This is a genomic window from Serpentinimonas barnesii (assembly GCF_000696225.1).
In the GTDB taxonomy this organism is placed as follows: Bacteria; Pseudomonadota; Gammaproteobacteria; order Burkholderiales; family Burkholderiaceae_C; genus Serpentinimonas; species Serpentinimonas barnesii.
On the sequence record NZ_BAWN01000019.1, the window covers coordinates 72,200 to 80,248 of the forward strand.

The 8,049-nt window shown below is 66.0% G+C and carries 9 protein-coding genes; 1 reads left to right on the forward strand and 8 read right to left on the reverse strand.

Going from position 1 to position 8,049, the window contains the following annotated elements; all coding sequences use genetic code 11:
- Nucleotides 1–9 precede the first annotated feature (9 nt).
- Nucleotides 10–621 (reverse strand): SMC-Scp complex subunit ScpB, encoded by a 612-nt coding sequence (gene scpB, locus SRAH_RS06415; RefSeq protein ID WP_076606995.1) that lies wholly within the window; start codon nucleotides 619–621, stop codon nucleotides 10–12.
- Between the two features lie 16 nt (nucleotides 622–637).
- Complete coding sequence (locus tag SRAH_RS06420; protein ID WP_232841001.1) at nucleotides 638–1,753, reverse strand: RluA family pseudouridine synthase; 1,116 nt, start codon at nucleotides 1,751–1,753, stop codon at nucleotides 638–640.
- Between the two features lie 33 nt (nucleotides 1,754–1,786).
- Between SRAH_RS06420 and SRAH_RS06425 the strand changes: the two genes are divergently transcribed.
- A complete protein-coding gene (locus SRAH_RS06425) occupies nucleotides 1,787–2,623 on the forward strand; it encodes an outer membrane protein assembly factor BamD (protein WP_029462527.1) in 837 nt (278 codons plus the stop codon).
- Between the two features lie 19 nt (nucleotides 2,624–2,642).
- Here SRAH_RS06425 and SRAH_RS06430 read toward each other — a convergent pair whose 3' ends face one another.
- From SRAH_RS06430 to SRAH_RS06455, 6 genes are all read right to left on the reverse strand, one after another.
- Entirely contained in the window at nucleotides 2,643–4,250 is a 1,608-nt protein-coding gene (locus tag SRAH_RS06430) for an FGGY-family carbohydrate kinase (RefSeq protein ID WP_232841002.1), read from the reverse strand.
- Between the two features lie 103 nt (nucleotides 4,251–4,353).
- Nucleotides 4,354–4,806, reverse strand: a complete 453-nt coding sequence (gene rplI / locus SRAH_RS06435) for a 50S ribosomal protein L9 (protein WP_029462529.1) — start codon at nucleotides 4,804–4,806, stop codon at nucleotides 4,354–4,356.
- A gap of 18 nt (nucleotides 4,807–4,824) precedes the next feature.
- Nucleotides 4,825–5,106, reverse strand: coding sequence for a 30S ribosomal protein S18 (gene rpsR, locus SRAH_RS06440; RefSeq protein WP_029462530.1), 282 nt, complete (start codon nucleotides 5,104–5,106; stop codon nucleotides 4,825–4,827).
- A gap of 12 nt (nucleotides 5,107–5,118) precedes the next feature.
- On the reverse strand, nucleotides 5,119–5,439 hold the full coding sequence (priB, locus tag SRAH_RS06445; protein WP_045476437.1) for a primosomal replication protein N: 321 nt from the start codon (nucleotides 5,437–5,439) through the stop codon (nucleotides 5,119–5,121).
- A gap of 10 nt (nucleotides 5,440–5,449) precedes the next feature.
- The gene (gene rpsF / locus SRAH_RS06450; RefSeq protein WP_029462532.1) at nucleotides 5,450–5,815 is read right to left on the reverse strand and encodes a 30S ribosomal protein S6; all 366 of its coding nucleotides are present in this window, start codon (nucleotides 5,813–5,815) and stop codon (nucleotides 5,450–5,452) included.
- 84 nt (nucleotides 5,816–5,899) lie between these two features.
- Nucleotides 5,900–8,002: a sodium:solute symporter family protein gene (locus SRAH_RS06455; RefSeq protein WP_232841003.1), complete on the reverse strand. Its 2,103-nt coding sequence runs from the start codon at nucleotides 8,000–8,002 to the stop codon at nucleotides 5,900–5,902.
- Nucleotides 8,003–8,049: the final 47 nt, after the last annotated feature.

Genomic DNA, 8,049 nt, shown 5'->3' on the forward strand with positions numbered 1-8,049 from the left:
ATGGCGGCATTAAAGGGGTGGCGTGGGCGGGGCGACGGGGCGGCCGGGTGGCGGCGCAAAACCCGGCAACCTAGGCGCCGGTGCTTCTTGCGACCCACGCATCGGCTCACCGGCCACGGGCACCAAGGGCAGTTCGGCCAAGGACGGCAGGGCAAGGTCGCGCAAAAACTGGGGCGTGGTGGCGTACAGGGCGGGCCGGCCGGGCGTTTGGCGCTGCCCCACCACTTCAATCCAGCCCCGCGCTTCGAGTTGTTTCAAAATCCCACTGTGGATGCTGACACCGCGCAAATCTTCCATTTCGCCGCGCGTGACAGGCTGTCGATAAGCCACGATGGCCAAGGTTTCGAGCACGGCGCGGCTGTATTTGGGCGGCTTTTCGGGGTGCAGGCGCTCAAGGTAAGGCTGCACCACCGCGCGGCTGCGAAAACACCAACCCGGCCCCACCTGGACCAGCTCCAGCCCGCGCTCGGACCAGTGTTGCTGCAAGCCGTGCAAAGCGGCCTCCAGCGCCGCCGGCTCCACCTCGCCCTCGAACACGCTGCCGAGCTGCTGCAGCGAGACCGGCTCGGGGGCACACAGCAGCACCGCTTCCAGCAGCAGGGGCAGAGCGACAGGGTTCATGGCCACAGCGTCCCGATCAATCGTCGATGGCAGTCGGCTCGGTGTCGAGCGCCCACAACGGTGCTGGATTGTAGTGCAGCCCCGCTGCTTCCAGGGCCTGCACCATATCGGGCGGGGCCGGGCTGTGCCAGTGCATCCACTGCCCGCTGTGGGGGTGGCGCAAGGCCAACTGGTGCGCGTGCAAGGCCTGACGCTGCAAGCCCAGCGCGGGCGGGCCGCCGTAGAGCGGATCGGCCACCAGCGCGTGCCCCGACCAAGCCAGGTGCACCCGAATCTGGTGCGTGCGGCCGGTGTGCAGCTTACAGCCCAGCAAGCTGCTTTGGCTGCCCACCGCCAGCGGCCGCACATGCGTCAGCGCCGGCTTGCCGCCCGAGTGCTCGGCGCCGAGGACGGCCATGCGCAGGCGCTGGCGCGGATCGCGCCCGATCGGTTGCTCGATCGCGTGCTCGGGCCCGTGCCGCCACGCCCCATGCACCAGCGCGAGATAGACCCGATGCACCTGGCGCAGGGCGATTTGGCGCACCAAGGCATCAAAGCAGGCCTGCGTCTTGGCCACCACCATCAGGCCACTGGTGTCCTTGTCGAGCCGGTGCACGATGCCGGCGCGCGGCAACATCGTCGCCCCGGCGTGGTGGGCCAGCAAGCCATTGAGCAAGGTGCCGCCCCAATGCCCGGCCGCCGGATGCACCACCAAACCCACCGGCTTGTCGAGCACCAGCAGGTGCGCGTCTTCGTACACCGGTTGCAGCGCCATGGGCTCGGGCACAAAGGCGCTGGCCTGGGCGGTGGGGCGCAACTCGATCTCGATGCGGTCGCCCAGGCGCACCTTGTGGGCCGGTTTCTGGCACAGGCTGCCATTGAGCTGCAAGGCCCCCTGCCCGATCAGGTTTTGCAGCCACGCCCTGGACAGCGCCGGCAGACGCGCCGCCAGCACCCGGTCGATGCGTTGGCCGTGTTCGCCGATTTCTGCCTCCCACTGGCGGCATTCAAGCGCATCGGGGGTGTCGTCGGCCTCTTCTTCGGATGGCGCTGGCAGCGCCCCCGCAGGCTCACGCTCGCCGGGCCAGCCGGCCGGGTCGAGGGCTGCGCCAGCCAGCAGATGGGGCGGCGTCGATATAATGGGTTTCGTCAATCTTTGGTCCTGCTACGCGAAGGTATGCACACGATGTTTCTGAGCCGATTATCCGCTCTCGCCCCGGCGCGAGCCCGTGCAGGCCGATCCTTTGCGGCGCTGGCCGCTGCGGTCGTGCTGCTGAGCGCCTGCGCCAGCGGCCCAACGGCCGACCCCACCGCCGACTGGAGCCCCAACCGACTGCACGCCGAGGCCGTGGCCGAGCGCGACCGGGGCAACTTCGAGCGCGCCATCACGCTGTTCGAGCGCCTCGAGGGCCGCGCCGCCGGCACCGTGCTGGCGCAGCAAGCGCAGCTCGAAAAAGCCTTTGCCCACTACCGCGCCGGTGAACAGGCGCAAGCCATCGCCACGCTGGACCGGTTCATGCGCCTGCACCCAGCCAGCCCGGCGCTGGACTACGCGCTCTACCTCAAGGGCTTGGTCAACTTCCAGGACAACCTCGGCTTTTTGGGCTTCCTGGCCAATGTCGACCTGTCGGAACGCGACCAGCGCGCGGCCCGTCAATCGTTCGAGGCCTTTCGCGAACTGGTTGATCGCTTCCCGCAATCGCGCTACGCCCCCGATGCCCAATTGCGTCTGGCGCACATCGTCAATTCGCTGGCCCAATCCGAAGTCAACGTGGCGCGCTACTACTTTGGCCGTGGCGCCTACGTGGCGGCCATCAACCGGGCCCAGGTGGCGCTGACCGACTTCCAGGGCGTACCGGCCGCCGAAGAAGCGCTCTACCTCAAATACCGCTCCTACCAAGCGCTGGGCATGAACGACTTGGCCGCTGATGCGCGCCGCGTGCTGGCGCTCAACTTCCCGCAAAGCGCCTTCCTGGGCCAAGGCGCGCAAGCCGAACGCGCCCCTTGGTGGCGCCTGTGGTAGCCCGTACCAGATTCGCCCTCTAGCGCTGCGGCGGCTGGCTGACTGGGCGGTGCTGCTGCGCCTTGGCGCCAGCCTGCGCCACTTGGGTCGTGATGTCCTGAATCTCGCGGTACAGCGGCAACAGGCGCTCGTACATCTGGCAATACACGCGGGCGTACAGCTCGTCGTAGATCTGCCGGTTCTTGGCATTGGGCTCGAAGCTGCGGCCGATGCGCGTCATGCTGGCAATCGCCGACGCGAAATTGGGGTGCAGCCGCAAGCCCACTGCGGCGTCGATCGCCGCCCCCAGGCCCGAAGTCTCGTACACATGCGGGCGCGCGGTCTCCAACCCAAACACATCGGCTGTTAGCTGCATGGCGGCATCGCTTTGCGAGCCCCCGCCCGAGACGCGCAAGGCCGTGATCGGCACCCCGCTGCGCTGCTCGATGCGCTCCTTGCCCTGGCGCAGGGCATAAGCCAGGCCCTCCAGAATGGCACGGTAAAAATGGGCCCGGTTGTGCACGTCGCTGAAACCAATCATGGCGCCACGGGCTTCCGGCCCGGGGTGACGCAGACCCGGCGTCCAATAGGGTTGCAGCAGCAGCCCCATCGAGCCCGGCGGCACCGCATCGACCAGTTGCTCGAACAGCGTCTCGACCGCCACCCCCTGCTCGGCGGCGCGCAGTTGCTCGGGCAGGCCGAACTCTTCCTTGAACCAGTTCACCATCCAGTAGCCACGGAAAATCTGCACCTCGGTGCTGTAGTGGCCCGGCAGCGCCGCCGGATACGGCGGAATGAAGGGGCTGACCTCGACGTAGCGCTGGCTGGTGCTGTTGATGGTGGCCGTGGTGCCATAGGAGAGGCAGCCGATGTGCGAGTCCAGGCAACCGGCCCCCAGCACCTCGCAGGCCTTGTCGGCGGCGGCGGCCAGCAGCGGCAAGCCGGCCGGGATGCCGGTCTGGTCCGCTGCGGCGGCGCTGATTTGACCCATCACCGTGCCAGGAGGAACCAGCTCGGGCAACATGTGGCGCTTGATCGGGGCCAGCGCCTGCCATTTCCAGTCTAGCGCAGCGGCCCAGCGCTGGGCCTTGTAGTCGAACGGCAGGTAGCCCACCTGCGAGCCGGTCGAGTCGATGAACTGCCCGCACAGGCGGTGGTTCAGGTAGCCCGAGAGCAGCAAAAACTTGTCGGTGCGCTGCCAGATATCGGGCTGGTGGGCGGCAATCCAGTTGGCTTCGGCCTGGGCGATCACCTGGTCGATGGTCTGGCCCACCCCCAGCAGCCCAAAGCCGGCGCGCCACCACCAGCTCAGGGGCGGCACCTGCTCGGTGCGGCGCTGGTCCAGCCAGACCATGGCCGGGCGCAGCGGCTGGCCCTGGGCGTCGAGGTTGATGACGGTGCCGCGCTGGGTGGTGACCGACACCCCTTTGATGGAAGATTTGGGCACCGGGCAGTTGACCCACAGCGCCTGACAAGCGGCGCACAAGGCGCTCCAGTAGCCCTCGACCGGGTGCTCAACCCAGCCGGGTTGGGCCGAAAAATACCCGGTCAGCGGCACCTGCGACTTGGCCACCAAGTTGCCTTGCAGGTCGAACAGCAGCGCGCGCACGCTTTGCGTGCCGTTGTCGATGGCGAGCAGGTGTTCCAAAGCGGTCAGACTACGAAAAATTCAAGGCGCTGATTTTGCGCGTGGCGCATAAAAAAACCGGCCGAAGCCGGTTTTTATCACGCCGAGCTTGAACAAGCCCGCCTTAAGCGGTCTCGCCCAGCACGCTGACGTTGACATCGACCACCACGTCGGTGTGCAAGGCCACTTGCACCGTGTAGTCACCCACGTTCTTGAGCAGGCCGTTGGGCATGCGCACCTGGGCTTTGTTGACGGCAAAGCCTTGGCGGCCCAGCGCGTCGGCAATGTCGTGGTTGGTGACCGAGCCAAACAGGCGGCCATCGACACCGGCTTTTTGCGACAGCTTCAGGCCCACACCGCCGAGCTTGGCGCCCAGCTCTTGGGCGCTGGCGAGCTTGGCCGCAGCAGCCGTTTCGAGGTCGGCGCGGCGCGCCTGAAACTCGGCCACAGCGGCTTGGGTAGCCCGGCGGGCGCGCCCGTTGGGGATCAGGAAGTTGCGGGCATAGCCGTCTTTGACCTTGACCACATCGCCCAGGTTGCCGAGGTTGATGACTTTGTCGAGCAGAATGATTTGCATGATTGTGACTCCTTGCGCTTAGACGCGGTGCTGGTCGGAGTACGGCAGCAGGGCAAGAAAGCGCGCGCGCTTGATCGCCGTCGTCACCTGACGCTGGTAAATGGCACGGGTTCCGGTCAGACGGGCCGGGGTGATCTTGCCGTTTTCCGAGATGAAGTCGCGCAGCACGTCGACGTCTTTGTAGTCCACCTCGACCACGCCGGCCACGGTGAAGCGGCAGAATTTTTTGCGCTTGAACAGCAGCGACTGGGTGTTGCGCTTGGGGCGCTTGTCTTTATTGAAACGCTTCGGAGCAGGCATGATAATGCTTCCTTAAATGAGCTTGAATTCTTGAATGTGCAACACGATCCCCTTGCTGTTGCGGGTGTGGGCCAAAAAGCCCTGTGCTTGCAGCACCACCCCCAGCGGCAGCCGGGCCAGCGACTCGGCCATGGCACCAAAGCCTACCGCCTTGAGCTGCAACGCCACCTGACGCTGCTGCCCCGACTCAGTCTGCAAAGACTGGTGTTCGAGCAGCACATCGATGACGGGTATGGCAGCCGGGGTATAGCGCAGCGGGTTGCTCCCCACCACGGTGGCTTCTAGGTGCAGGCGGTTGTGCGGGTTCCGGGTTTCGGTTGCAGGTTCAGCCACGGGCAGCCACTTAGGCGGCGGCCTCTTGCTGATTGGCCTTGCGCGACTCTTCGCGCTCCACCGAACGCATCATGGCCGATGGGCCGGTGTCGGCCTGCTTGCGCTGCACCACGAGGTGGCGCAACACGGCGTCGTTGAAGCGAAAGGCGTGGTCGAGCTCGGCCATCACGGCTTGGTTGGCTTCGATGTTGATGCACAGGTAGTGCGCCTTCGAGAGCTTGTTGATCTGGTAGGCCATTTGGCGCCGACCCCAGTCTTCGATGCGGTGGATCAGACCACCGCCAGCGGCGATCATGCCCTTGTAGCGCTCCAGCATAGCCGGCACTTGCTCGCTCTGATCCGGGTGGATCAACATGATGATTTCAAAATGACGCATGCACACTCCTTGTGGATTTTTCCTGTCACCAGGATGAAGCCGCCCCCAAGCGTCAGTCTAGGGTGCGGCAAGGTAAGCGTGGGATTATAACCCGCTTCGCACCTGCTCCACAAGGGCCTGCACGCGCAGCGGCGGACGGCGCGTCACCAGGCTCACGGCCACCATCACCGCAAAGCCCACCGGCACCCCAAACACCCCGGCCGAGATCGGCTCGATCCCCCACCACAGCTCGACCGGCCCCTCGACACCAAAGACCGAACGCAGCCACGGCTGGGTGCTGATCATGTAGTACAGCGTGACCCCAAGGCCGCTGAGCATGCCCAGCACCGCCGCGCTGCCGGTGGTGCGCTTCCAGAAGATGCCCAGCACCAGCGCCGGGAAAAAGGCGGCTCCGGCGAGCGAGAACGCGGCCGAGACCATGAACAAAATATCGGCCGGTTTTTGCGCCGCCACATAGGCCGCCGCCAGCGCCACCACCAGCAGCAACACCTTGGAGACCGTGACCCGGCGCGCGGTGGAGGCGTGCGGGTCGATCATTTTGTAGTACAGGTCGTGGCTGAGCGCGTTGGCCATGGTCAGCAGCAGCCCGTCGGCGGTTGAGAGCGCCGCCGCCAGCCCACCCGCCGCCACCAGCGCCGCAATCACATAGGGCAGTCCGGCGATTTCGGGCGCGGCCAGCACGATGATGTCGGAGCCGATGCTGATTTCATTGAGCTGCAGCAGGCCGTCGAGGTTCACGTCGCTCACACGCAGCAGCTCGGCGTCGATGCGGCTCCAAGCCGCCACCCAGTCGGGCAACTGGTCAAACGGCGTGCCCACCAGCACGTGAAAAACCTCGAACTTGACCATCACCGCCAGCGCCGGCGCGCTCACGTAGAGCAGCCCGATGAACAGCAGCGACCACGCCACCGACTGGCGCGCCGCCCGGGCGTCGGGCACGGTGTAGTAGCGCATCAGGATGTGCGGCAAGGCGGCGGTGCCCACCACCAAGCAAAACACCAGCGCCAAAAAGTTCAGGCGCGACTCGTGAAACGCCTGCTGCTCGGCCGGGCTGCCGTCGGGGTCGCCGGCAAAAGCCTGCGCGTGCGGCTGCATGCCGCCCAGCGGCAGGGATTTTTGCTGCGCCTCCTGCAACTGGCGCTCCCACAGCAGGCGGGCGCTGCGGGGGTCGCGCGGCAGCGCCGCCAAATCCTGCTCGGCTTGGGCAATCAGCGCTGGCGAGGCATTGAAATCGCGCAGCGCCTGCACCCGCTCGCGCGCCAGCAGCCGCAAGCGCTCCAGCGCCAGCTCCGGGTCTTGCAGCCGCTCTTGCAGCAACTGGGCGCGCTGTTGGTAGATGGCGCGCACCTGCAGCTCGGCCGGGTCGCGCATCAGCTCCTGCTCGCGCTCGCTGATCTGCTGCAACTGCTGCCCATAGACCAGTTGCGGCAAGGGCGAGCCGGTCTGCTGCACCGACAGCCACACCACCGGCACCAGGTAGGCGATGATCAGCACAATGTACTGCGCCACCTGGGTCCAGGTGACGGCGCGCATGCCGCCCAAAAAGGAGCAGACCAAAATCCCGCCCAAACCCAGAAACACGCCGACCTCAAAGGCCACCCCGGTCAGGCGCGAGGTGATCAGCCCGACGCCATAGATTTGCGCCACGATATAAACGAAAGAGCACAGGATGGCGGCTGCGATGCCCAACAGGCGCGGCCACAGCCCGCCGTAGCGCTCGGCCAGAAAATCGGGGATGGTGAACTGCCCAAAACGGCGCAGGTAGGGCGCCATGAAAAAGGCCACCAGGCAATAGCCACCGGTCCAGCCCAGCACAAAGGCCAGCCCGCTGTAGCCATGCATATAGAGCGTGCCGGCCAAGCCAATAAAGGAGGCAGCCGACATCCAGTCGGCGCTGGTGGCCATGCCGTTGTAAAACGCCGGCACCCGCCGCCCGGCCACGTAATACTCGACCGGATCGACGGTGCGGCTCATGATGCCGATCGCCGCATAGACCAAAATGTTGCCCAGCAAAAAACTCATGCCGATCCAATGGCGCGGCAAGCCCATTTGCTCCAGCAGCGCCAGACAGCCCACAAACAGCAAAAAAGCCCCGGTGTAGAGCAAAAAAACCTTGTGCAGTTGCCGCTCAAAGCTGCGCTGTGCGGCTGGTTTGGCGGGGGGCAGCGAGCTTGGGGGCATGTTCATTTCAGTGGCGCCCGGCCGCCCGAAGCCACTGAAGCGCCCCCTCGGGG

What these genes read in the sequence shown, in the direction of transcription:
- rpsR (WP_029462530.1), bottom strand. Translation starts at nt 5,106, where the DNA reads ATGCCTGCTCCGAAGCGTTTCAATAAAGACAAGCGCCCCAAGCGCAAC.
- scpB (WP_076606995.1), bottom strand. Translation starts at nt 621, where the DNA reads ATGAACCCTGTCGCTCTGCCCCTGCTGCTGGAAGCGGTGCTGCTGTGT.
- SRAH_RS06455 (WP_232841003.1), bottom strand. Translation starts at nt 8,002, where the DNA reads ATGAACATGCCCCCAAGCTCGCTGCCCCCCGCCAAACCAGCCGCACAG.
- rplI (WP_029462529.1), bottom strand. Translation starts at nt 4,806, where the DNA reads ATGCAAATCATTCTGCTCGACAAAGTCATCAACCTCGGCAACCTGGGC.
- SRAH_RS06425 (WP_029462527.1), top strand. Translation starts at nt 1,787, where the DNA reads ATGTTTCTGAGCCGATTATCCGCTCTCGCCCCGGCGCGAGCCCGTGCA.
- rpsF (WP_029462532.1), bottom strand. Translation starts at nt 5,815, where the DNA reads ATGCGTCATTTTGAAATCATCATGTTGATCCACCCGGATCAGAGCGAG.